A 23,498-nucleotide genomic window follows, 5' to 3' on the forward strand; every position below is an offset into this window, starting at 1 on the left:
CTCAATGAATTTTGAGTTTGCCTACAGTCTTTTTTCTTTTACAATAAAATAAAGTAAAGCCGTTGATTTCCACTACGGGCGGACGCTTTCCGCGGGCGGGGTCGAGCTGCTTCCCTCGCTTCGCTCAGTCCAGGATCTCGACTTTCCCGCTTTTCCCGCAGGAGTCGCCACCCTTCGTTCCAATCAACTTCTACATAAAGAATTATTGATAAAAAGTACACTTTCGAGGTGATCAACCATGATGACGAAAAATCAAATCAATGAACGTGAACAATTAGAAATGCTAACGATTGATCAATTAGTTCCCCAAGATCATTTAGTACGAAAACTAGAGGCGGCTATTGATTTTTCATTTATCTATCCTTTAGTAGAAAACCTCTACTCTGCTAAAGGACGCCCTAGTATTGATCCTGTTGTTCTCTTTAAAATGACGTTTATTCAGTACGTTTTTGGTATACGGTCCATGCGTCAAACCATCAAAGAAATTGAAACGAATATGGCGTATCGTTGGTTTTTAGGGTTTGGCTTCCATACAGAAGTCCCGCATTTCTCTACCTTCGGTAAAAATTATGTCCGTCGCTTTCAAGACACTGATATATTTGAGCAGATATTCTATCGTATATTAAAAGAGATTATGCATCAAGGACTCCTCCATGCAGACCATTTATTTATCGATTCTACGCATGTGAAAGCGAGTGCGAATAAACGAAAGTATGATAAAAAAGTTGTGCGAAAAGAAACACGGGCTTATGAAGAGAAACTTCAATTAGAGTTAAATATTGATCGTGAGGAACACGGAAAAAAGCCCTTTCCCCCGGAGAAGTTTGAAAAGGAAGAATGGAAAGAAATAAAGGAAAGCACGACAGATCCTGAAAGTGGCTATTACGTGAAGGATGAACGTACGAAGCAGTTTGCGTATTCTTTTCATGCAGCGACAGATGAAAAGGGCTTTGTCTTGGGTGCCATTGTAACTCCGGGAAATGTGCACGATAGTCATGTATTACAGCCACTTGTGGAAAAAGTCATTGAAAACGTTCAAAAACCATTAGCTGTTGCGGCAGATGCAGCCTATAAAACACCAGCGATTACGAATTTTTTATTAGAGAATCAAATGTTGCCTGTTCTTCCTTATACACGTCCTAAAACGAAAGATGGATTCTTCCGAAAGCATGAGTATATATATGATGAGCACTATAATTGTTATCTTTGCCCACAAGGGCAGATATTGAAGTATGCAACAACGACGAAAGAAGGATATCGGCAATATAAATCGAATCCTTTGATTTGTGCGAAGTGTCCAAGCCTTTCCCAATGTACAGAAAGTAAGCATCATCAAAAACTCATTCAACGCCATATTTGGGAGTCGTATGTGGAGGAAGCTGAACATTTACGCCATTCCTATGACATCAAACAGATTTATGCAAAGCGCAAAGAAACGATTGAGCGTGTATTTGCGGATGCAAAAGAAAAGCATGGTATGCGATGGACAACCTTAAGAGGTCTAAAAAAATTGTCCATGCAGGCGATGCTTACTTTTGCTGCCATGAATTTAAAGAAACTGGCTACTTGGACGTGGCAGGCAGCTTAAGAAGGTAGCTATGCTCGAAGAGTATGTTGAATTTGGTAGTATATTATCAAATGTTAAAGATAAAATAGGAAGAAAAATGACAAAAGCCCATCGAGAGTGAACCTCTCGATGGCTTTTGTCTACAGTCTGAGATCAGGTATCAACAATACCTGATCTCATCACAATATGCTTATTTTTTACTTGAAGTCCGTGTTTGATCTTGCGGCTTAAGAAAGGTAGGTCGTTTACTATAGCCCTTTGGAGATAGTCGCAATAGGGACTTACGTATATTGCCCTTTTCAAAATCGGCACTAAAGTTTACGTATGGCACTCCCAAGACTCTCATATTCGCAGTGTATAAAAGGATGAAAAACACGGATATAAAAAAACCAAATAAACCAAAAAACGCCGAAGCCATAATAATGATTAATCGAAAAATACTCATAGCCGTCACAAAGGATTGATTGACCAATGTAAATGCAGCGATACTGGAAATGGCAATCACAACAATCATTGAGGGGCTTGTAACACCTGCTTTAATCGCTGCATCCCCAATAATTAGTCCCCCTACCACACTAACTGAGCCACTGATTGCACTAGGAAGGCGCAAGTTAGCCTCTCGAAACAATTCAAACATAAATAGCATCATTAAAATTTCTAGAATGGTTGGAAAGGGCAATCCTGACCTCGATTCTACAACCGTAGCAAGTAGAAGAAACGGAAGCTGCTCTTGATGATAAGTCGTCAATGCAAGCCAAAAACCTGGCAGTAGCATACTTATTAATATACCGACAATTCTGAGTAATCGTTCCATCGAGCTAACAATGAGTGGGTACTCATTATCCTCTGCCGATTTAAAGAGCAACATAATATTTGTAGGTGTAATTATGGCATAGGACACACCATCAATCATTAAGAGTATTCTTCCTCTAATTAACGCCTGCATAGCAAAATCAGGTCTTCCTGTATAATCATGTCTTGGAAGAATTGTCGCTGTCTTTTCAATTTTTTCCATTAATAAGTCGCCATTGATAACAATATCCGTATCAATTTTTTGTAATTGAAGTCGAATTTGTTCTAGCATATTTAAATTCACAATGTCTTCCATATATAGTATGGCTACGGTTGTTTTAGAACGCTTACCAATTTCTAATGTCTCTACACTAAAAGAATTAGTCGGTAATCGTTTTCTTAATAAAGCAATATTAGTAAAAACATCTTCAATAAAGTCATCTCTAGGTCCCTTTACTACTAGTTCTAATGTTGTTTCCCCAGGCTCTCGATTGGGTCTTTTTGAAATATCACTAGAATAAAGTAATTGATTTTCTTCAAAATACAGTAAAACATGGCCTTTATAGACCCTAGTTACCGCATCCTCTTTCGATAAAATCTTTTGTAAATAGGGAATGTGTAAATGCTGTTCAATTTCTTTCTCTAGCATGTCCTCAGTGACATTGCTTAACAAAGATTGAACACGTTGAACAACCACAGTTTGAAGTATTTGCTCATTGACCATTGCATCACAAGTTATCAAATGTACTGTATATTGCTGAAAATTATATTGTTGGAAAATCACATCAGCAGAGCGTTGAAATAGTGATTTCAACATTTTCAAATTAATTTGTTCCATTGATGAAATACTTCTCATCTCCTACTGAGCCAGCTCAAGATTAGTACATTTATGAAAACAATCACCTTCAATAAATACACTTAAGCATATTTTTCCCATGGTTGTTCAAAATATTCAAAGAAACAAATGTTGTGAAGACTATTCAAATTGTCCTGATCCAATCATTTTCTTTAGATTTGCCATCTCAATTGCAGACATTGCCGCATCATAGCCTTTATTACCAGATTTTGTTCCTGCACGTTCAATTGCCTGTTCAATATTTTCAGTAGTAACAATTCCAAAAATAACAGGTACATTCGTTGACAATGACACATTGGCAATGCCTTTTGCCGATTCATTACAAACATAGTCATAGTGTGTTGTAGAGCCACGAATAACAGTACCTAAACCAATAATAGCATCATATTTCTTCGTTTCTGCCAGTTGTTTGGCTATAAAAGGAACTTCAAAAGCTCCTGGCACCCATGCAACATCAATAGATGCAGAATTAACCCCATGACGAGTTAAACCATCCATTGCCCCATCCAATAATTTGCTAGTAATAAACTCATTAAAACGACCCACTACTACTGCAATTTTCAAATCCGTTCCAATTAATTGTGCTTCAAATGTTTGACCCATTGTTCCTTCTCCTTTTTACATAGAAATTTTAGTTTTATTAGTGGATAATTGTTTACGATAAGCAACCAATGCTTCTATCGAGATCATTTTTAAGCCATGATGTGCAGCAAACTTTGTTAGTTCTTCAAACCGAAGCATGTGCCCATCATCACCCATAATTTCGCAAATAACACCTGCAGGTACGCTATGACAAAGCTTCGCTAGATCAATAGTGGCCTCCGTGTGCCCTCTCCGTTCCAGCACGCCTTGCTCTTTCGCAATCAACGGAAAAATATGGCCTGGTCGACGAAAATCAGTTGGCTTAGCTTGCTTTTCTATCATTCTTTGTATCGTTAGCGCACGCTCAAAGGCGCTAATCCCTGTCGTTGTTTCTACATGATCGATACTTACCGTAAATGCGGTTTGATGGTTATCTGTATTGTGCTGAACCATTGGATATAAATCTAGCTTTTGTGCAAGCTGCTGCGAAATCGGCGTACAAATTAAACCTCTACCATTGGTTGCCATAAAGTTGATTGTTGCTGGTGTGATGAATTCAGCGAGTGCCAGAAGATCTCCTTCATTTTCTCGATCCTCATCATCAACCACCACAATCATATTGCCCTGCCTTAAATCCTCTATGGCTTCTTCAATTGAATGTAGCACGATGATCAACTCCTATTCTGTGATTTAAAAACCATGTTGTGCTAAATAATCTCTTGTAATAGCTGGCGTTGTTTGCCCCTTTTTTAATTGCCCTATAATGTATTTTCCAACTAAATCGGTTTCGATATTAACGATTGCTCCAACCCTCTTCATACCTAAAACGGTTTCTTTGTAAGTATGAGGAATAAGTGAAATTGTGACACTCTTGGCTTCAACATGAAAAAGGGTTAAGCTTGTGCCATCAATTGTTATGGAACCCTTTGGAATACAAAAGTTGGTTAGTTCCTCTGACATTTCGATATCAATATAAACGGCGTTTGCTACTGGACGTTTTCGCAAAATTTTGCCGACTCCATCAACATGACCAGCAACAAAATGGCCACCAAATCGTCCATTAGCAGGCATGGCACGCTCCAAATTAACAGAATCGCCTATTGCCAGCTGCTGTAGATTTGTTGCTTTGACTGTTTCAGGCATAACATCCATCGTAAGCTGCTGTTGTGTGAAATTTGTCACCGTTAAACAAACTCCATTGACCGCTATACTGTCACCAAGCTTGACATCCTCCGTTATCTTGGCTGATTGAACCGTAATTTTCATACTGTCCCGATCGCTTTGCACGGCTTTTATGATACCAATATCCTCTACAAGTCCTGTAAACATTCCATCACCTACTCTACTTTATTAGCACTTCTATCCTTAACTTTTAAAGTTGATCCACCTGTTTTTGTGCCTTATCCTTCTCCCTTCTCTCGTTAGCAATAAAAAATAAAAACCCCTTTACATCAAAGGGGTTTTGGGAGTATAAGACATCAACAAATAAGCCTATTTGAAAACAATTTTTTCATAGACTGTCATCTCACTCGTTCTTCTCCCATCCAGACTATCACTGTCGGTTTTGGATTTGCACCAAATCAGCTTGCGCTCACGGACTTTGAATTGCTTCATCACCGCCGATTGGGAATTTCACCCTACCCCGAAGAACATCTTCTATTCGATTGTGGCTAAATAAAAAAACTTCCCACAAGATGATTGGGAAGTTTTGTAATAAATGCATAGTCAAATAAACCTTCTAAATTAGAATCAATTTAAAAAGTTCGCATTTTTACCCTTCTCCCATCCAGACTGTAACTGTCGGTTTTGGATTTGCACCAAATCAGCTTGCGCTCACGGACTTTGAATTGCTTCATCACCGCCGATCGGGAATTTCACCCTACCCCGAAGAATATTTTTATTTAGCTAATCTTACGATAACACTATTTTATTATATTATCCATCCTTCTTTTTAAATTTTTTTCGAAGCATAAATTTTAAACAGCTTTGACTCGACTTGAAAAATGTAAAAGATGTTATTAAAATGATGACATTTAACCTGTTTATGGAACTTCTTAATCAAAAAAACGTTCCTTTACAAGTGACTATTCAGTCTAGCAGTTTGGAGGTCATTTACTTGACATTTTTTAAAAATATACCTTTTAAACAAGCTATTTTCTATGCCCTATTAGCACTCTGTTGTGGGGTTTCGATCGTTTTCGTACATCATAACGAACAATTTTATGATCGACCGATAGCGGAAATAACGCAAGTGGATGTAACAGCATCAGAACCGATGACAGATATGTATGAAAATGAGGATTTTTTGTTTACACAGGAGATTATGGCCATTATCAAAAATGGTCAGCATAAGGGGCAATCCATTCATTTGACGAATGACTATTCTTCGTCTGGTGCTTTTGATCAAGAATACCATGTAGGCAATGAAATCTTTGTCACGCTAGATGATCGCACAACACAATCTGTTTTAACAGGAACCATTCTCGATTTAAAACGAGATCAAACCATGGTAATGATTGCATGGATTTTTATTTTTGCCCTACTTATTGTAGGTAAAAGACAAGGCTTATTTTCTATCATTAGTTTGAGTGTCAATGCTGTGATTTTATCATTCGCATTAGATCTTTATGTGAAGCATGGGGGCGTAAGCCTGTTATTAGTCAGCGGCATTTGCGCCCTGCTATTTACGATTATTTCGCTACTACTTATTAGTGGATTGCATACAAAAACATATGTAGCCATCGTGTCCACACTTTTAGGCACTGTTATAGCGCTTATCATAAGCTCTATTGTAATGTGGTTGACAGGTGAAAATGGTCTTCGTTATGAAGAAATGCAATTTTTAACACGTCCTTATCGTACTGTCTTTATGGCAGGTTTATTTATTGGCTCACTTGGGGCAGTAATGGATGTTTCTATTACAATGGCTTCCTCAATTTTTGCTTTATACGAGCAAGATCCTACAATCTCTGTCAAGGCTCTGAAATCTTCGGGACATGAAATCGGTAAAGATATTATGGGTACCATTACAAGTATCTTATTCTTTGCCTACCTTTGCGGCTCCATACCTATGATTATTCTCTATTTAAAAAATTCTTCCACATTAGGGCTTACATTGTCCTTAAATCTTTCTTTAGAATTAGCCCGTGCCTTAGCAGGGGGTATTGGTGTTGTCCTTACGATTCCTATCAGTCAGTATACCGCTATATTTTTCATTAATCGAAAGAGGGTTCAAGGATGAATGTTGTCGTCTTATTAGCAGTTATATTATTCGTGTTAATGGTACTTGTCGGCGGTAGACAGGGGATACGCTCATTTCTTTCTTTATTCCTAAACTTTGGTGTGCTCTTTGTCACCATTTTTTTAATGACAAACCCTAAAAATAGCCCCATCATCTTGACGTTTATTGCCTGTACGGTCATTAGCTGTATTAGTCTTTTCTATATCAATAAAACAAACAGTAAAACCATTACAGCCTTTATCTCGACGATGGTGACGATAGGTGTGTTACTACTCTTTATTACCTTTGTAACGGAAAAGTCGATGATCCAAGGGTTTGGCGAAGAATCAACTGAAGAAATCAGCATCTTTTCTCTCTACATTGGTGTTAATTTTGTGCAGATTGGTGCATCAGTCATCATTATGAGTACGATAGGTGCCATTATGGATGTAGCCATTTCCATCGCTACCTCTATGCATGAGATTTTTTATCGCAATCCTTCGATTAGTAGAAAAAAATTATTTACAGCTGGCTTAAGCATAGGAAGAGATATATTAGGAACCGATACCAATACGTTATTTTTTGCTTTCTTTGGTGGCTATTTAAGCTTATTAATCTGGTTCAAGGACCTCTCCTATTCGATTGGGGAAATTGTTAACTCCAAGGTTTTTAGTGCCGAAATGACAACCATTTTTTGTGCAGGAATCGGCATTGCATTGATTATTCCGATTGCCGCCTGCATCAATGCCTTTTATTTAATTCGAACACGCGAAAAAACAGAAAAACTTTTATAAAAATTACCAGTACCTATCATAAAACACAATAATGTCGAGGTGTCTCAATGGATTTTTGAGACACCTCCTTTTGTTGTACTATTTTCATTGCAATCGCCGTATTTTCTGATAATATTTACCATAAGATGTTTACGTACGCTCAAAATGGTTGTTATTTCAAGAATACTAGATGCCCATTCCATGTAACATTTTTTTAGCATAGAACGTCAATACAACGAGATGAAAAAGGAGAAAGTTTGCAATGAAGCATATTATCTTTGATTTTGATGGGACGCTTGCAGATTCTACTGCTGTGTTTGCCTCAGCATGGAATACTTTAGCCCAAAAATATAAATTTAAAGGCATTGAATTAAAGGAAATTGATACATTAAAAAAATTATCAATTTCAGAACGCAGTAAATTATTCGACTTTCCAATGTATAAGTTGCCTATGATTTTACCGCAATTTTATAAATTGTATCGTCAATCATTAAATGATGTTCATCTTTTTGAAGGAATGAAGGAACTATTAATAGAGATTGATAAAAGAGGCTATAAAATCCTGATTATTTCCTCAAACTCTAAAGAGAATATTTTAGAATTTCTTAAAATGAACGGTATTTATTGTGTAACAGATGTACTTTGCTCCAACCGCATTTTTGGTAAGGACAAAGTAATGAAAAAGTTTTTAAAGGAAGCAAATGTCGACTCGTCTAACGTCGTATACATTGGAGACGAGCAAAGGGATATTGTTGCTTGTAAGAAAGCCGGTATACCAATTATTTGGGTGGAATGGGGTTATGATGCCAAAGAAGTCGTGCAAAATGACGAACCTGAATACAGTGTCTCAACACCACAGGAAATTTTAGAGATCATTTAATCATGAAAAAGGATAATAGCACTTGTCTATTATCCTTTTTATATGCCTATCCTTTGATGTCACTAATTTGCATTAGCTTTTCTGCTGTACTATTAACCCCTTTGTAGGCATCTGTTAATTCATGCATACTCGCAGCAAACTGCTGTGTAAACGCAGCAATTTGATTTGTTGATGCATTGACCTGATCGATGGATTGTTTAATATTTTCTAGTTGCACAGTTATGCTATCAGCACTTTCTGTACTACTCTGGGACATTTTTTGTATTTCAGAAGCGACCACCGCAAAGCCACGCCCATGCTCACCTGAACGTGCTGCTTCTATCGATGCGTTTAGACCAAGAATTCTCGATTTCATAGCTAAATCTTTTACTAAATGGACAATCACATTAATTTGTTCAATATCGCCTGTCATCGATTCCGCGAAATTAGATAGCTCTTCCAAACGATTGGATACATCCTTACTGGCAGTGGCTAATCCTTCATTTGTAGCTGTCATTTCTTCTACAGCACTCGAAAGCTCAGTTGCCAATAGACGCATACTATCCATTTTTTCGTTGGAAATAATGGCACTTACTACGCCAATAATACGTCCTCCTTCAAAAATAGGCTGGGCAGAGGCGATATAGGCCATACCAAAACCTTCTGCGCTACGCTCCTCTTTCACAAATTTCCCTGAACTTAACGCTATTTCTGTTGCTGTACCTCGATATTTATGTACTGGGTCACCAACCCCAACTTTTAAGTCAACCTTTTTTCCTGGTTTGTAGGCAAGCACTTTTTCCGTATCTGCCACGATGACACAAGCATCCTCTGGGTAAGTTGCTTGGTATAAATCAATCGAATCAATAGTTGCTTGTAGTTTAGGATGCATTGTCTTTTTCCCCCTAAAATTTTCTGAACTGTATCAATTTAACTATAGCATGCGATCCGAAAAAAGACACCAACGTCCAGTGGTGTCTCCTTACAACATTATGATTTTTTCAATAATTCTACATATTTTTCTGCCGTTCGAATTTCAATTGTTAGAGAATTCTCTCCATAACTTGCCTTAATTAAAAATGGTACATCATTTGAGTTTTGAAACCTAAAATCTAACGTATCATAAGAAACCGTAGCATCTCTTCCTTTTGGGACATATCCTACATCTAACGAATGATGATGGCGCTCAACATATTTGACGGGAATTTGGTCTACTGCATTAAACAAGGTTGAAGAAGTTTGACAAATTCCACCACCAATTCCCATGACTACCTTCTTATTAATAATTTCAGGTGCGGGTTGATAGCCATTTGCCTCATCTCTTGGACCTACAATTGTATTAAAAGAAAAATAATCGCCACTGCCTACAATCACATTATGAATGGCTCTAGCAGAGAGCTCAATATTTTTATTTCTTCCTAAATCAGCACGATTGAAATAAGTTGTATAAGATGCAACAACCACTTCCTCTAATAAAGGAAGATCCTCAAAATAATAGCCACTTTCTGTTATATAGAGCGGCATTTCTACCTGACCGCCAGTCGCAGAAGCTTCGATAATACGCTCCACTAGCTCACTTTCCTTTAAAATGATTTGCGGCTTCCCTTTGATCACTTGCCCGTTTTCATCCAATCGATCAAGCATCATACGCTGATCATAGCCATTTGATGTGTCCGTTCCTCTCGCCCATTCCCTTGCTAATTGTTCGATATGCTTTTGATAGGCTTGTGGGTCCGTATCGAAGCCAAATTCCTTTGGAGATATTGTTTTAAATACCTTACTCGTAGTTGGATCAACAACCTCTACAATAGGATCAATCATTTGTTCTTGTTCATATGTAACAGGTTGCTGTATTTCCTCACGTTGTTGAATTTCTTGTTCTAGCTTGTTATCAGGGACTGCTGTTTTTTCACAACCTACGAGACCCGTCATACAGATAACGCAACATGTAGCTAACCACTTCTTTTTCAACCATAAACACCACCTCTATCTTCATACTACAGAGACATCTTATTCGTCTATTGCTCATAGTGTGTTGTTTTTTGGTTATTTTTATTTGTCAAGATAGCAAAAACACGCTACATTATCCTTAGCCTGACATATCTAAAGATAGTTTGATGTGTATTCTTGTACTTAATTAACCTTTTAATGATTTAGGGGGATTAATTCTAGAAGAAGTAATATACGCTTCCAATACGGTATACTTTAGAATTTAACGCGAAAAAGAGCATCTACTAGCTATCACAAAAGCCAATAGATACTCTTTCTTTTTTATTTTTGAATAAACATTTGTGTCCAGTAATTACCTTCCTGTACATAGCCTACACCAATATGTGTGTAGCTTTTATTAAGGATATTGGCACGGTGTCCTTCACTGTTCATCCAGGCCGTTACAACTTCCTGTGCAGAGCGTTGGCCCTTCGCGATATTTTCACCAGCAGATTTATACGTAATACCGAAGTTTTTCATCATGGTAAAAGGTGTACCATATGTTGGACTTGTGTGGTCAAAGTAATTTTTATCCTGCATATCTTGCGACTTATATTTAGCAACCCTTGATAGCTCCCAATCTTCTTGCAATGCTGGAAGACCTGCTTTTGCCCGTTCTGCATTGACAAGTTTCACAACCTCTTGTTCAACTGTTGCCTGTTCTTTTACAGGGACGTTAATTTTTTGACCTGGAGAAATTTGATTTGGGTTAGCGAGTTGTGGGTTGGCATCAATTAATTCCTGTACACCCGTTTCTGTTTTTAATGCTATTTTCCATAGAGTATCACCAGATGTCACTGTATAGGATTCGGCGGCCAGTGCCGCAACTGGCACTAATAATGAAGTTGCTACTACTGAAGCTAGTGCTACTTTTTTTATTTTTTTAAACATGTTAATCACCCTTCCTAATTGCTCTACCATTATCGTAAATAGTTTCTGAGCCATAATCATCACAAAATATTTGGAAGGATTTTTACAATTGTATGACAAGCTCGCCATATGTTTAGTTAAAGCCCTTTCTCTCGCTATTCTTTCCCATTGGAATTGTCATCAAGTTGCAATATGTTTGTAATTGGCATACATTACTAATAGATTCAGTGATCAATTGCTGCACAAAATATCCTATTTTGCTAATTGCTTACGCTGTAATCGATAAATTAAGAGAATATAGAGCCAATCATAAAAGAGCGTTGCTACAGAAATAATGGTAATTAAAGGTGTGCGGAAGTATAGATAAAAGCCAACCGCTGCAAATAATGTACCCACCATCTTACAAACTGCAATCCCCATGGATTGACCAGCTAAATTCCCTCTTTGCAAGAGTAAAGCAATAAATAGACCTGACATCATAAGATTTTGAAAGAATGCTACGTACTTTCCTTCGAAATCTTGAAATTCATAGACTATACCTAAAATGATCAGCATGCTAAAGATTAACGTGATCAAAAAGGAGAAATACAATAGCTTTTTTGATAGCATCTTTCGATATTCATTTGGAGCATAACGTAAAAATTGCATCAAAATAAAGACATCCAATACAAACCAAATCAGCGTAATATAGCGTTGCAGGTCATTTTGTGGGTAGAAAAAGGCAAAGATAAATTCCCATGAAATATTGGCACAAATAGCGACCATAGGCATGCCATAGGTTTTATCTTGCCATCCTTTGTAAATAACAAGTATATATGTAAAAATCCAAAAAAGACCCATTCCTACTTGGCAAATTAATAATATGTCTTGTTCACTCAACATTCACGCTCCCCCCTTTCTAGCATTCCTTCTACTATATGAGGAAATCGATTCTTTATGTCTAAAAGTTTGATAGACGGGTAAAGGAGTAGCTAAATAGTAAAAAACGGCAACCTATACATTCCACAAGCGATCCTATATAGTAAAACGAGGTGATTAAATGAAAATAAAAATGTATATAGATAATGAGCAATTTATCGCAGGAACGACCTTAAAAGATGAGATGGAGATTGAACACAATAATATGGCTTTGCATAGTTGCCATGATGTTCAAGCTATCATTAACAATCGTCAGCATTTAGCTGCGACATTGAACTGTGATTTACAAAATTTTATTTGTACAGAGCAAACACATAGTGCGAACTTTCATAAAGTCACATTAGCCGATCAAGGACGAGGAGCTGCGCAAATGGATACAGCGGTGAAGAATACAGACGCGCTTTATACACTTGAGCCTAACTTACTATTATGTAGTTTTACAGCAGATTGCGTGCCCGTTATTTTTTATAATGCTGTGAATGGACTCGTCGGTGTGATTCATTCGGGATGGCAAGGAACAGTCAAAGAAATAACACCCAAACTGTTTCAGCATCTTATGAATGAAGAACAGTGTCGACCTGAGGACTTTCATGTTCAAATCGGTATGGCACTGAGTCAGCAGAAATTTGAGGTAGACGCAGATGTATATGAAAAATTCCACAGTCTTGGTTATGCCGAAGAATTTATGTATTACAATGCAGAAACGAAAAAATACCATATTGATAATCAGCAGACAGTCAAAAAGCAATGTGAGCTTGCGGGTATTCCAGTGAATCAAATACAAATTGATGAAACCTGTACATTCCTTAGTCCCGATGGCTTTTCTTATCGTCAAGATAAACAAGCTGGAAGACATTTAAGCTTTATTATGCGAAAAACACAATAACAGCAAAGACCCTTCTTATCGAATGGGTCTTTGCTGTTATTTTAAAGTACCTGTACTAATAATGGACGTTTCTACATGGACCTTCACGTCTAATTTTCTAATAAGCTCTCTTGTTTTTTTCGATGTCCATTTTCCATGATGATACATTCTAAATTCTTCACTTAAGCCAGCTGGATCTACCTCTGTTTTATTTAATCGCGCTAAAAATTCACTAATATCCTGTTCCAGCTGTTTATTCACATCTTTTTCCAAATCACTTATACTTTCAACTGTAAATAAATGTGATTCTCTTTCTCCCTTATATTCGCTTAAAGTACCCTTTATTTTTAAGAAAATCGTTAATTTGGGTGATTCCATATTTTTATTACTCTCTTTTTTCACACTGCTCTCGATTAAATCAATCATTACCTTTTCTTCTCCATGTCCCGCATTTAAATCAAGGTGCAAAGGAGCAAGATTTTTCTGTCCACTTAAAGCTTGAATAACTAGTGCTTCCTCAGGTTTAATTAATTCATGCATCTGATTCCCTTTAAATATGGCAACGCCTTTAATCTCTAATTTCTCCCCTCGTTTTTCAACATAGGGTAATACTGTATCCACTACAGGATTTGTAATCGAGTACATAAAATCATGAATATTGGTATTGGGGTTAAAAGCAGTATTGATACTCGGCTCTAATAGATTGTTCAAATAAAAATTAATACTTGGCTTATCAGGATAATCTCCTTTTAAAATCGCTTCCGCATTATCCTTCACAACAGCTATCAATACTTTATTACCTACTTCCGCATTGCGATATAAGTGCTGAACAATTTTTCGAACATTCCCTTTCCGCGCAAAATCTTCGTTTACTAAGACAACTCGCAATTGATTGAAGACTATTTTCTTATCGGATTGCTTTTCTATTTCCACGATGCCGCTTGATACTAAATCTGTTGTGATAGAAAAAGTTTGTGTGTCTTTTTCTGCGTCTGGAGAATATTGGGGGATCGCTACTGTGAGCCTCATCTGGTTCTCATCGATATAGTCAAAAGCCATCGAGTCTACCATCCCAACATCTTCTAGAGGAACTTTTATTTCTTTTTTAGAACAGCCTGTAAGTAAAACGAAAATCAAAAAAGAAATGATGCATAGATGTTTATTTTTCATACCTGCACCTGCTTTTTTCGAATAACATATATCAGGATTAAAAACACTGGCCAGCTTACCAGCACATAGCCTACATAGTTACTTGCCATAAATAATTTTTCTTGGAATTCACGCGAAAAGGGCATTTTTACAATAAAGAAAATAATCAAGGCGATGATATACAACTGATAACTTTGCTTTTTCTTTTTAAGGAAGGTATCCATACCCCTTTTTGCACACCATACATAGGCTGTAATCGAGGATAAGATTAGAAAAACCCAAAGCGTAATGCCAATGATATCGATTCGCTCAATAAAGGTAAATTCTCCTGCCTTAAATAGGTTTAATACTGAAAACTCTACATTTTTTAATTGCCACTCTGAATAATACATGACGCTAATAGCTGTTGTGATAAAGCATAAAAATATACTAATCCAAATACCGATTAAGGAATGACGAAATGCCTTTTTTTGATCGATGATATATGGAAAATAAAATAGAATTAATTCGTAACCAAGGATAGAAAAATATCCTTGCTTTAACGCTTCATAAAATTCCTTAGGCGTAAAATTAAAGAGAGGCAAAAAATGACTTGGATCACCTTTTTCAATGGCCCAGCGCGTAAAATAGAATAATCCAATGGTAATAAAAAATGTCATTATACAAAATCGTGCAATAGATTTAATACCCCCACTTACAATATAAATAAGTAGCAGTAAAAAGCAAAGGACAGGCATGGTGATGGTTTGTTCCTGCAATGCAGTACTTTGAATTAAGTGCATATAATTACTAATAATCCCTGCACTAAAAACAATAAATTGAATAATGACGAGTAGATTTATAAATTTTCCGAGCCATTTTCCCAATAATATTTCATTCATTCGAAATAAATCATCATTGGGAAACTTCGAACAAAGCCATACCATCGCAAATAGTGTCAGGCTAGCAATCACACCAAAGAGAAGAGGCATAAATGATTGTGTGTAGCCCATAGGACTTAATTTCTGAGGGAGCGAAAGGATACCGGTACCAATCATAATACTTTGCGCTAAGAAGATGACATGATAACGATTTAACACCTTTCCTTTTGTTGTATTCAAAGTTAACCACCTCATTCTCATTCTGACACTATTTTTTCTGTACTTTTGAAATACCAGTCTTACTTCTTATATATTTAGTTGGAAATCGGATGACACTATCCAATAAATCGCTTGGCTTTCTTGGAATAGCAGGTGTCATATAATGCGTTCCTAAAGATTTGAGACTTAATAAATGGTGGATTAACCACGCAAAGGCGAGCATCTGTCCAAACAAGCCAAATAAACCTGCTGATAAGATAAAAATATAACGGATAAATCGGCTAGTATTACTCATTAAGAAAATGGGCGGTAAGAAGGAAAGTAGTGCTGAGGTAGCGACTAATACAATGAGTATATTACTGAGTAATCCAGCTTCTACGGCCGCTGTACCAATTACAATACCTCCTACGATACCAATTGTTTGTCCGACTTTGGCAGGCATTCGAGAGCCCGCTTCTCGCAACACTTCAATAATAAGCTCGATAAATAATACCTCAATCAGTGGTGGAAATGGTACCTTACTTCTTGATTCTTGAAGATTTAGTAATAATTCGTATGGCAAAATTTCTGGATGAAAGGTTAAGGCTGATATATACATGGGTGTAATCATGATCGTTAAGAAAAAACCAAAAAAGCGCAGCATCCTTAATAAAGATGCTGTTGTCCAACGGTTGTAGTAATCCTCAATCGACACGAACATTTCAAAAAAAGAAGTGGGACAGACAATGGCTAGTTGACTATTATCCATAAAAACGACGATTCTACCATCCAGAAGATAACGGCAAATACTATCTGGACGGACTGTCATGTAATATTGAGGAAAGGGCGATAATGGATTATCCTCAATTAATTGCTTCAACACGGATATATCCGTAAATAACGGATAATCTACCTGGTCAATACGGTTTCTTAAATCATCTAAATTTTCATGGCTCACGATATTATCCATATACATAATCGATATTTTAATATTGGCTTCTGACCCAACAATTCGGTTTTCATTTTTTAGCATGGAGCTTTGAATCCGTCTTCTCACTAACGATATATTCGTTTCCAGTGATTCTGTAAATGCATCTTGTGGACCAATTACAGTCGACTCTGTTTCCGTATCCGTAATGGCCCTTGTAGGCGCACTATACGTATCGACACTTAATAAGGCGTTGGTTTCGTGAAAAAAAAGAAGGGTTTGCCCAGCATTCAATTTTTTAACGACACCTTTCACATCTTTCGGGTCCACATATTGAGCCATTTGATGAATTTGTTTCAAATTATTAGCTAGTGGAATCGTCACCATGGTTTGTAAGGTCATTTTTTCGATGAGTGAGGAGAAATAAATGACCGTCACATCCCCTTCTTCTGTAGCGATCATTTTCAGTTTTACGTCATCGACTTCGTTAATCTCCTGCTTTAATTTAGCGACAATCTGCTCGGGTATCTCGTTCATTTTTGCTCCACCCCTTTTGTTCCGATAAATACCAGTCCATATCATTCATTTTTTAGTAGTTTGTCTTTTTTTCATTTAATTATGTAAAAATTGTGCTAGCAAAAATAGCCATACAAAAAGGATGCATCCCAATTAGAGATACATCCTTAAAGGTTATTCTATAGAATCTTTGCTGTATCGGTTTTTACCAATACCAAATACGTAGTAGCTAATGGTTACGAGGATCAAGAAAATAATGCCCACTATTAATGACACGCGTGTATCATCATTGAACCACATGCCGACTAGTACCATGATTAAAAAGATGATTGTTACATAGTTTGTAATCGGTGCGAACGGCATTTTAAAAGGATGCTTTGCTAGCTGCGCTCCCTTTACTTTTCTAAAACGAATTTGACTGATTAAAATGATAAACCATGGAATCATCCCTGGTAAAACACTTGCACTATACACATAAACAAATAAGTTTTCAGGGGCAATATAACTTAGAATAACACCAACGACTAAGCCAACTAATACGCCCGCTGTTCCAAATAAAGGCACACCATTACTAGAAAGCTTTGCGAAAAATTTTGGTGCTTGTCCATTCATAGCAAGTGTATATAACATACGTCCAGCACTATAGATTCCACTGTTACACCCTGACATTGCAGCTGTGATGACGACGAAATTAATAATACCTGCAGCAGCTGTGATACCTACCTTAGCAAATGTCGCAACGAAAGGACTACCAATTGTGCCAAGCTCATCCCAAGGATACACTGTAACAATGACAAAGATTGCACCGATATAGAAAATTAAAATACGCCAAATAATGCTTTGGATGGCATTCGTAATCGTTTGTTGAGGATTTTTTGCTTCTCCTGCTGTAATCCCAATGAGCTCCACCCCTTGATAGGCAGCAACGACTAAAGATAAGGCAAAGAAAAATCCTGTCCAGCCACCTGTAAAGAAGCCACCGTGACTCCAAAGATTGGATAAGCCGATTGCTATTCCATCATTGCCAAAGCCAAAGAAGATGAGTCCGACCCCTGCAATAATCATTAAAATAATCGTAACAATTTTAATCATCGCAAACCAGAATTCAAATTCTCCAAACGATTTGACAGAAATGAAGTTTGCCACACCCAAAATCACCATTGCAATTAGACCAGGTATCCAAGCTGGTAATTCTGGATACCAATATTGCATATACGTTCCTACTGCTATAATTTCAGACATCCCAACAATAACCCATTGGAACCAGTTACTCCACGCTGTTAAATACCCTGCTAAAGGATGAATATATTTATAGCCAAATGTGGCAAAAGAGCCTGTACTTGGCTCCATATAAAGCATCTCACCCATTGCCCTCATAATGAAAAAAATAAAAATACCTGCAATACCATAGGCAAGGAGTACAGAAGGTCCTGTCCATTGAATAGCACTTGCTGAGCCCATAAATAGCCCAACACCAATCGTACCGCCAAGTGCAATCATTTGAATATGACGTGCTTCTAATCCTCTTTTCAATTCCTTATTGGCCACTCCATAACGCCTCTTTTCCTGTTGTTCTTTCTACGATGTTTTTACTTTAAAATAATAATCAATTTTTCTAAAAAAGACAAATGTATTTTTAGGAAAAACAAAAAATATTGCTATTTTAATAGAATAACAAAAATAGGTAATAACGACGATTTAATTGATGTTTGTACGAAATATGATGTTACTTCAACATAATTTAAATCAGAAAATTCAAAAAAACTCTATTCCGTTCAAGTCGAAAGGAATAGAGTTTACTTCGTTATTGTAATAAAGTTTGTTCCTGTAATTTTGCAGAGAAGTATTTACGTGCATCTGCTGTTAGAATTTGTAGCAAAGTCACTTCTTCTTGACGAGCAAATTCTACAAACATCCCACTTAAATTCTCGTAGACATATTTGATTTTAAAGCCACTATCTAAATAATGATCTACTTTTTGAATTTCCTCTGTGCTTTGTTGGAATTCAGACATGCCATCACCTCACCTTCTTTTGAAAATGTCTTGATGTTGTCTCACTTACTCGGCACCCTTCATCTCTAACAGAGGATCTGGTTGCTCCACCAGTTCATCTTCATCCGGAGTCGCCGTTGGAGCTGTTGTTTGGCCAAATATTTCGTCTAAATTATGTCCGACAGTAATACCTAAATATTTGGCATCACTTGGATCATCTAGCTCAGCTTGAGGATACTTTTTAAACCACCAATACTTCGCTAATACATAATATACAATCGCGCCTACAGCGAACCCTACTAAAGAAGAGTAAGTTGAAAATATATTGGCAACTGCACCACCGATTACCCAGGCGATTAACCCAGCCATATTAAAGCCCTTATAATATTTAAATTGCCCATCTAATTCATAAAGCTCTTTTACATGTACGCGCCGTTTACGAATCAGGTAGTAATCAGCAAATAAAATACCTACAATCGCTGTTAAAATACCGCCAATGATTAATAGGACATTGACCATGACATCAAATAGACTCCAAGGCTGTGCAAGAATACCAATAATCCCTGCAATAACTACCCCTACCCAGAATGGCACTTTCGGTCCACCGATATTAGAGAAAATAGTAGCTGCTGGTACAACGTTGGCAGAGGTATTTGTCGACCATTGTGCTAATACAATCATCAGCAATAGAATCCCAAGAATAAAGCCGCTTGCACTTTGCTGTAAGGCATTAATTGGGTCTGCCGAGGCAACTGCCATATAGCAAACTGCACCAATCGTAACAATGAATGTGTTTGTAATGGGCATGACAATTAAAGAGCCTACAAGCTGTGTTTTATTACGCTTGAACCAATTACGCTCATTTTTGGGTGCTTTAAAGAAACGGGACAAGGATGGCATATCTGCTGCTAAGGTTGCCCAAAAGCCCATATTTGCCATCACCACTACCATAAAGGCGGTAAAAGCAGCGAAGCCTGTTGTTGGGGTTTCCACCCACGTCCAAATATTTTTTCCCTGAGATGTTGCATTATCTGCCAATGTGTAATACATCCAACAAGAAATTAAAATAATGACAGGGGCTGCTAAATCAGCAAAACGCTCAATGGATTTAATACCAAGAGATGTATTAAAGAGTTGAAGCGCTGCAAACACAAGGAAGCAGATAAACCAATTATCAAAGCCAAACAATAAATTTAAAATTCCGTTTATCGCTAATGCACCAAAATACGTATTCAAACCAAACCAACAGGCAGCTGTAACACCACGTACAAGAGAAGGTATATGAGTACCGAATGTGCCAAATGGTGCACGCATATAAACAGGGAAAGATAATCCATGCTCTATTCCGATGTCACCAATTAACGTCATAAAGACGCCAATTAAACAAGAACCTACCAATGTTGCCACAATCACCATTGGTAAGGATAAATTCATGATAGCCGAACCACCAATGGCAAAAGCCGCTAATACAATTGCCATTCCTATCCAAATCACCGCAAAACCAAATGTTCCAATATTTCTTTGTTGATGTGTCACTGGAAGTAAATCTGGGGATTTTAAATAATTCCCTTCACGTTCCATAATGTTTCTCTCCTTTTTTTCTAATTTCCGTGACAACCTACTTGAAGTGCCTTCCTTCACCCAAAATGCTGAAGGAAGGTGGAATTTCGATTTTAATCTTTATTCAAAAATGAACAACGGTCCTTTATTTTGATAGACTGCTAAGAAGTGATTGGCGTTCATTCCATGTCATTGGCGGAATTGTAGATGGGCGTTCAACCATTGAAATGGCTCCATCGACAGGACAAACAATTGAGCATAAATTACAGCCTACGCAGTCTTCCTCACGAACCTTTAGCATTGGGCGACCATCCTCCGTATAAAGGTCAATACATTGATGGGATGTATCCTCGCAAGCAATATGACACTTATTGCAATTAATACAAACATCATTATTAATTTCTGCGACAATTTTATAATTTAAATCTAAATCACCCCAGTTTGAATACCTTTGTACAGAGCGACCAACTAAATCCATGACTGAAGCTAAACCTTTATCATCTAAGTAGTTATTCAGCCCATCAATCATATCCTCCACAATACTAAAGCCATGATGCATTGCTGCTGTACATACCTGTACGCCTGTCGCACCCATTAAAATAAATTCCGCTGCATCTTGCCAATTGGAGATCCCCCCAATGCCCGAAATCGGTACATTGACTAATGGATTACGAGCACATTCTGCAACCATGTTCAGTGCAATTGGTTTAACTGCTGGACCACAATAGCCCCCATGAGCTCCTTTTCCAGCCACATGTGGTACTGTATTCCAAGAATCTAAATCAACACCAGCTAAACTGTTAATCGTATTAATCATACTCACAGCATCTGCTCCACCTCGTGTTGCCGCTTCCGCCGTCACGGTAATATCCGTAATGTTGGGCGTTAGTTTAACAATAACAGGTGTACGCGCCGCTTCCTTTACCCAGTACGTTTGTTTTTCCACCAATTCAGGGACTTGACCAGAGGCAGAACCCATGCCTCGTTCTGCCATCCCATGTGGACAACCAAAGTTAAGCTCAAGACCATCAACCCCCACATCTTCTACTCGTTTCACAATTTCATGCCATTTTTCTTGCTTTGGTTCCACCATTAACGAGGCAATAATTGCGTGATTAGGAAATTTCTTTTTCGTCTCATAAATTTCTTGTAAATTCACTTCTAATGGTCGATCCGTAATTAATTCAATATTGTTAAAGCCTGCCACACGTTGGCCATTATAGCTAACTGCCGCAAAACGGGAAGACACATTTAAAATCGGTTCTCCTAACGTTTTCCAAACTGCGCCACCCCAGCCCGCTTCAAATGCACGTTGGACTTGATAGCCTGAATTCGTTGGTGGAGCAGATGCTAGCCAAAATGGATTCGGCGATTTGATGCCCGCTAAATTAATGCGTAAGTCTGCCATATAAGTTCCCCCTCTATCCGTACTAACAATCTTTTGTCAACTGAAAGCATAGTGCCAGATACAGGCTGTATGACCACCATTTCAAAACATAGGCTAATGTAATATTCAGATGGGGGATTAACAGCCTGTATAAACCCGATTGGTGAATCTAACAATCAGTGGAGAAAGAGCCTCCACTGATTGAAGGTTCACTTTATGCAATCTCACTTGGTTTTCTTAAACGTTCATGAATCTTATATGCTGCATCTTTTCCTTGCTGTACAGCGGTCACTACCATCGCTTCACCCTGTCCATTACCAAAGACAACATCTCCACATGCAAATACTTTGTCATTGGACGTTTGCATTGTTGTCTCATCAATGTCTACGACACCATTTGTATGAGCTAAACCAAAGGCTTCAATTAACGATACAAAACGAGTTTGCCCGATGGCTTTAATAACAGCATCCACTTCAATGATAAAATTGGAGCCCTTTACTTCTTCAGGGCGTTGTCGACCATCAGGACCTGCCTCACCAAGCTTCATTTTCACACATTCAATGCCTGTCACCTTTCCTGCTTCATTGCCAATAATTTTTTTAGGTGCAGTTAGCCATTTAAATTCCACACCATCCTGCTTGGCAAATTCATATTCAAATTTGTATGCTGTCATTTCTTTTTCTGTTCTACGATAGAGAATTTGTACATTATCTGCGCCTAAACGCACCGCACTTGTAGCACCGTCTATCGCCGTGTTTCCAGCACCGATTACGGCTACTCGTTTCCCTACAATATCATTTGTAAGCGGTCCCATTTTTGTTTTTCGAATAAACTCAATAGCATCATGTACCCCTTCTAATTCTTCCCCATCAATGCCCAAATTTGGGACAGCACCCATACCGACAGCTAAAATCACACTGTCATACTGAGCCAAAATTTCATCAGCAGAAATATCCACACCTACAGCTGTATTCGTTTGAATGTCCACACCGAGCTGTTCAATCTGCTCTACTTCCCAATCTACGACATCATTTGGTAATCGGAATGCTACAATCCCATAGCTTCCTAAGCCCCCTGCCTTCGCTTCAGCCTCATAAATAGTTACTTGATAGCCTAAACGACTGAGCTCACGAGCTGCCGACAAACCAGCAGGACCTGCCCCTACAATGGCTATTTTCTGTCCATTATGTGGACCTGCCTTAAATAGCTGAGCATTGGTTTCCATTGCCCAATCCGTTGCATAACGTTGTAACTCACCAATTTTAATTGGCTTTGTTGAAGAATTTAAGACACACGCCCCTTCACACAGTTCTTCCGTTGGACAAACTCTTGCACAGCTTGCACCAATTGGGTTTGCTTCTAATATAGTCGTAGCAGAACCCTTCATATTACCAGATGCAATTTTTTTTATGAAATTTGGTATTTGAATACTTGTTGGACATGCTTTAATACATGGTGCGTCATAGCAATACAAACAACGATTGGCTTCCTCAATAGCCTCATTCTTTGTCATCTTACCTTTTAATTCCACAAAATTACGTCTAAGCTGCACGGTCATTGCATTTTCTTGAATCGGAACCATTTCCACATCCCCCTCATGTGTTCATTTTTTCCGT

At 37.7% G+C, this 23,498-nt stretch carries 21 protein-coding genes and 2 riboswitches; of the genes, 5 read left to right on the plus strand and 16 right to left on the minus strand.

Annotation, left to right across the window (positions count from 1 at the left end):
* Positions 1–238: 238 nt before the first annotated feature.
* A complete protein-coding gene (locus ACMGGO_RS15165) occupies positions 239–1,588 on the plus strand; it encodes an IS1182 family transposase (protein WP_420281576.1) in 1,350 nt (449 codons plus the stop codon).
* Between the two features lie 169 nt (positions 1,589–1,757).
* Here ACMGGO_RS15165 and ACMGGO_RS15170 read toward each other — a convergent pair whose 3' ends face one another.
* From ACMGGO_RS15170 to ribE (ACMGGO_RS15185), 4 genes are all read right to left on the minus strand, one after another.
* Positions 1,758–3,197: a spore germination protein gene (locus tag ACMGGO_RS15170; RefSeq protein WP_066037652.1), complete on the minus strand. Its 1,440-nt coding sequence runs from the start codon at positions 3,195–3,197 to the stop codon at positions 1,758–1,760.
* Between the two features lie 138 nt (positions 3,198–3,335).
* Positions 3,336–3,818, minus strand: a complete 483-nt coding sequence (gene ribE / locus ACMGGO_RS15175; protein WP_131519707.1) for a 6,7-dimethyl-8-ribityllumazine synthase — start codon at positions 3,816–3,818, stop codon at positions 3,336–3,338.
* Positions 3,819–3,833: 15 nt separating this feature from the next.
* Positions 3,834–4,463 (minus strand): 3,4-dihydroxy-2-butanone-4-phosphate synthase, encoded by a 630-nt coding sequence (ribB, locus tag ACMGGO_RS15180; RefSeq protein ID WP_420282016.1) that lies wholly within the window; start codon positions 4,461–4,463, stop codon positions 3,834–3,836.
* 24 nt (positions 4,464–4,487) lie between these two features.
* Positions 4,488–5,126: a riboflavin synthase gene (ribE, locus tag ACMGGO_RS15185; RefSeq protein WP_257961396.1), complete on the minus strand. Its 639-nt coding sequence runs from the start codon at positions 5,124–5,126 to the stop codon at positions 4,488–4,490.
* Between the two features lie 199 nt (positions 5,127–5,325).
* Positions 5,326–5,451: riboswitch (FMN riboswitch) on the minus strand.
* Between the two features lie 116 nt (positions 5,452–5,567).
* Positions 5,568–5,693: riboswitch (FMN riboswitch) on the minus strand.
* A 220-nt stretch (positions 5,694–5,913) separates the two neighbouring features.
* Here ribE (ACMGGO_RS15185) and ACMGGO_RS15190 point away from each other — a divergent pair.
* The 3 genes from ACMGGO_RS15190 to ACMGGO_RS15200 all read left to right on the plus strand — a co-directional run bounded on the left by ACMGGO_RS15190 (position 5,914) and on the right by ACMGGO_RS15200 (position 8,670).
* Complete coding sequence (locus ACMGGO_RS15190; protein ID WP_054550738.1) at positions 5,914–7,038, plus strand: YibE/F family protein; 1,125 nt, start codon at positions 5,914–5,916, stop codon at positions 7,036–7,038.
* A complete protein-coding gene (locus ACMGGO_RS15195) occupies positions 7,035–7,811 on the plus strand; it encodes a YibE/F family protein (RefSeq protein ID WP_054550737.1) in 777 nt (258 codons plus the stop codon). Before ACMGGO_RS15190 ends, ACMGGO_RS15195 begins: the two co-directional genes overlap by 4 nt.
* A gap of 241 nt (positions 7,812–8,052) precedes the next feature.
* Positions 8,053–8,670 (plus strand): HAD-IA family hydrolase, encoded by a 618-nt coding sequence (locus ACMGGO_RS15200; protein WP_420282017.1) that lies wholly within the window; start codon positions 8,053–8,055, stop codon positions 8,668–8,670.
* A 46-nt stretch (positions 8,671–8,716) separates the two neighbouring features.
* On the opposite strand, the gene ACMGGO_RS15205 is transcribed toward ACMGGO_RS15200, so the two are convergent.
* The 4 genes from ACMGGO_RS15205 to ACMGGO_RS15220 all read right to left on the minus strand — a co-directional run bounded on the left by ACMGGO_RS15205 (position 8,717) and on the right by ACMGGO_RS15220 (position 12,390).
* Positions 8,717–9,541 carry a methyl-accepting chemotaxis protein gene (locus ACMGGO_RS15205; RefSeq protein ID WP_048389914.1) on the minus strand — a complete coding sequence of 275 codons (825 nt, stop codon included), beginning with the start codon at positions 9,539–9,541 and terminating at the stop codon, positions 8,717–8,719.
* A gap of 98 nt (positions 9,542–9,639) precedes the next feature.
* Positions 9,640–10,620, minus strand: coding sequence for a VanW family protein (locus ACMGGO_RS15210; protein ID WP_112117692.1), 981 nt, complete (start codon positions 10,618–10,620; stop codon positions 9,640–9,642).
* A gap of 300 nt (positions 10,621–10,920) precedes the next feature.
* Positions 10,921–11,529, minus strand: coding sequence for a CAP domain-containing protein (locus ACMGGO_RS15215; RefSeq protein WP_281216728.1), 609 nt, complete (start codon positions 11,527–11,529; stop codon positions 10,921–10,923).
* Positions 11,530–11,760: 231 nt separating this feature from the next.
* Complete coding sequence (locus ACMGGO_RS15220) at positions 11,761–12,390, minus strand: hypothetical protein (RefSeq protein WP_016995451.1); 630 nt, start codon at positions 12,388–12,390, stop codon at positions 11,761–11,763.
* Positions 12,391–12,547: 157 nt separating this feature from the next.
* Here ACMGGO_RS15220 and pgeF point away from each other — a divergent pair, with 157 nt between their 5' ends.
* Positions 12,548–13,312 carry a peptidoglycan editing factor PgeF gene (gene pgeF, locus ACMGGO_RS15225; protein WP_048389906.1) on the plus strand — a complete coding sequence of 255 codons (765 nt, stop codon included), beginning with the start codon at positions 12,548–12,550 and terminating at the stop codon, positions 13,310–13,312.
* Positions 13,313–13,348: 36 nt separating this feature from the next.
* On the opposite strand, the gene ACMGGO_RS15230 is transcribed toward pgeF, so the two are convergent.
* The 8 genes from ACMGGO_RS15230 to ACMGGO_RS15265 form a co-directional block, all read right to left on the minus strand.
* On the minus strand, positions 13,349–14,461 hold the full coding sequence (locus ACMGGO_RS15230; protein ID WP_420282018.1) for a Ger(x)C family spore germination protein: 1,113 nt from the start codon (positions 14,459–14,461) through the stop codon (positions 13,349–13,351).
* Complete coding sequence (locus ACMGGO_RS15235; protein ID WP_054550732.1) at positions 14,458–15,540, minus strand: GerAB/ArcD/ProY family transporter; 1,083 nt, start codon at positions 15,538–15,540, stop codon at positions 14,458–14,460. Before ACMGGO_RS15235 ends, ACMGGO_RS15230 begins: the two co-directional genes overlap by 4 nt.
* A 28-nt stretch (positions 15,541–15,568) precedes the next feature.
* On the minus strand, positions 15,569–16,963 hold the full coding sequence (locus tag ACMGGO_RS15240; RefSeq protein WP_053075663.1) for a spore germination protein: 1,395 nt from the start codon (positions 16,961–16,963) through the stop codon (positions 15,569–15,571).
* Between the two features lie 153 nt (positions 16,964–17,116).
* Entirely contained in the window at positions 17,117–18,490 is a 1,374-nt protein-coding gene (locus ACMGGO_RS15245) for an amino acid permease (RefSeq protein ID WP_257961404.1), read from the minus strand.
* A gap of 256 nt (positions 18,491–18,746) precedes the next feature.
* Entirely contained in the window at positions 18,747–18,956 is a 210-nt protein-coding gene (locus ACMGGO_RS15250; protein ID WP_016995612.1) for a hypothetical protein, read from the minus strand.
* A 45-nt stretch (positions 18,957–19,001) separates the two neighbouring features.
* Positions 19,002–20,516 (minus strand): NCS1 family transporter, encoded by a 1,515-nt coding sequence (locus tag ACMGGO_RS15255; RefSeq protein ID WP_319840132.1) that lies wholly within the window; start codon positions 20,514–20,516, stop codon positions 19,002–19,004.
* A gap of 124 nt (positions 20,517–20,640) precedes the next feature.
* A complete protein-coding gene (preA, locus tag ACMGGO_RS15260; RefSeq protein WP_048389894.1) occupies positions 20,641–21,903 on the minus strand; it encodes an NAD-dependent dihydropyrimidine dehydrogenase subunit PreA in 1,263 nt (420 codons plus the stop codon).
* A gap of 193 nt (positions 21,904–22,096) precedes the next feature.
* Positions 22,097–23,464: an NAD(P)-dependent oxidoreductase gene (locus ACMGGO_RS15265; protein WP_259950056.1), complete on the minus strand. Its 1,368-nt coding sequence runs from the start codon at positions 23,462–23,464 to the stop codon at positions 22,097–22,099.
* Positions 23,465–23,498: the final 34 nt, after the last annotated feature.

Source organism: Lysinibacillus sp. BNK-21 (genome assembly GCF_048684915.1).
Classification (GTDB): Bacteria; Bacillota; Bacilli; order Bacillales_A; family Planococcaceae; genus Lysinibacillus; species Lysinibacillus capsici.